The sequence below is a fragment of the Enterococcus sp. LJL98 genome, assembly GCF_054871745.1.
This window is the reverse complement of the sequence record NZ_JBTXLU010000023.1, coordinates 1-1679: the sequence shown is the minus strand read 5'-3', so window position 1 is coordinate 1679 and position 1679 is coordinate 1. Positions and strand designations below refer to the sequence as shown.

Below are 1679 nucleotides of genomic sequence, written 5' to 3'. Positions count from 1 at the left end.
CTACTCACCACTTAGCTAAACCTGAAGGTTCTTAACGCTTGAAGTGGGAGCTTCTTGGGAATAGAGCATACTTGATAGCTTATTTCTTCACTAACAGCGGTTTCTCTTATTTACCAAGCTATCCCCGTAGTTCCTACGGTTCTTGATTTTATCTAAGCTAATGTTTGTATTCTTAGACCTTCGGTCAGGATATTGATACTAGCATTGATATCTCGGTCGTGATGGGTATGACAAATAGGGCAAATCCATTCTCGAATATCGAGAGTTTTCTTACCGTCTTTATGGCCACATTCTGAACAAATTTGACTTGATGGAAACCATTTATCTATCTTGATAATTTTACGTCCATACCAGTCAGCTTTGTATTGTAATTTAGTGACAAAACTAGACCACGACACATCAGAAATACTTTTTGCTAATTTATGATTACGCAACATACCTTTTGTGTTTAAGTCTTCAATACAAATAATATCGTGATTTTTGATAATTTCTGTACTAAGCTTATTCAGAAAATCAGTACGTTGATTCATTACTTTTTCATGTAATCTAGCCACTTTACGTTTTTGTTTTTGATAGTTTTCCGCTTCAAACAGATTGATACCTTTCTGTTTAGCTAATAATGTACGTCTTGACAACTTGCGTTGTTCACGTTTGAGTTTCTTTTCCATTTTGGATGTGAATTTATTATTATCAATTTTTTGACCGTCAGAAAGAATCGCAAAGTCTGTAATTCCTAAGTCAATACCAATTGCGGAATTCGTTTTAGGTAATTCACTCACTTCTTCTTTGCATAATAAAGAAATAGAGTATTTACCACTTGAGTGACGCGATATTGTGGCAGATTTAATCTGGCCTTTAGGTTGCCTATGAAGTTTGATTCTGATTAAGGATTTCAATTTAGGAACTTTGATGAATTTATTGTCAATCAAAGTGACTGTACCATTTTGATTATTCGTTGTATAACTCTGAACAGGATTTTTCTTACTTTTGAAACGTGGAAATCCAACGGATTTATCCCGAAAGAAATTCTTATAGGCCTTATCTAAATTGAGTTGAGCATTCGCTAAAGCAAGGCTATCAACTTCCTTCAAAAACGGAAATTCTTCCTTGTATTTAGCAGGTGTTGGGAACGACATTTTTTTAGAAGAATCATTTTTGAATTCTTCATACGCCTTTTTTCGGTCATCAAGCATTAGATTGTATACCTTACGGACACAACCAAAAGACTTCGCAAAGAAGATTTCTTGCTCTTCTGTTGGATATAACCTGAATTTGTATGCTTTTAGTCGTTCCATAAAGCTCACCTGCTTTCTATTTATGATTGTTTCCTTGATTTTGGATATACTTCTTAATCACATCAATTGGTGCGCCACCAGTTGTCAAAAGACAAAAACTTTTAGACCAGAACATTTCTTTCCAAAGAAATTGTTTGACTCTTGGATAGTCACGTTTTATCAAACGGGAACTGGCACTTTTATAGGCATTGATGAATTTTGTCAATTCTGTTTTAGGTTGAGCTTTGAACATAATATGAACATGATCTTTATCATGATTCCACTCAACTAACGTAATGTGATATGATTCTGAAATTCTTTCAAAAGTCGCTTTAGCATAGTCAGATATTTCATCATCAATTACTTGTCTACGATATTTCGTCACTAAAACAAGGTGGTAATAAA

General features: G+C 34.1%; 2 protein-coding genes. Both read right to left on the bottom strand.

Annotation, left to right across the window (positions count from 1 at the left end; translation table 11 throughout):
* Positions 1–152: 152 nt before the first annotated feature.
* Positions 153–1295, bottom strand: a complete 1143-nt coding sequence (gene tnpB / locus ACYSNO_RS12310) for an IS200/IS605 family element RNA-guided endonuclease TnpB (RefSeq protein WP_461731377.1) — start codon at positions 1293–1295, stop codon at positions 153–155.
* A 16-nt stretch (positions 1296–1311) separates the two neighbouring features.
* Positions 1312–1679 (bottom strand): IS200/IS605-like element ISEfa4 family transposase (tnpA, locus tag ACYSNO_RS12305; protein ID WP_461731376.1); only part of this gene is annotated, 368 nt, incomplete at its 5' end.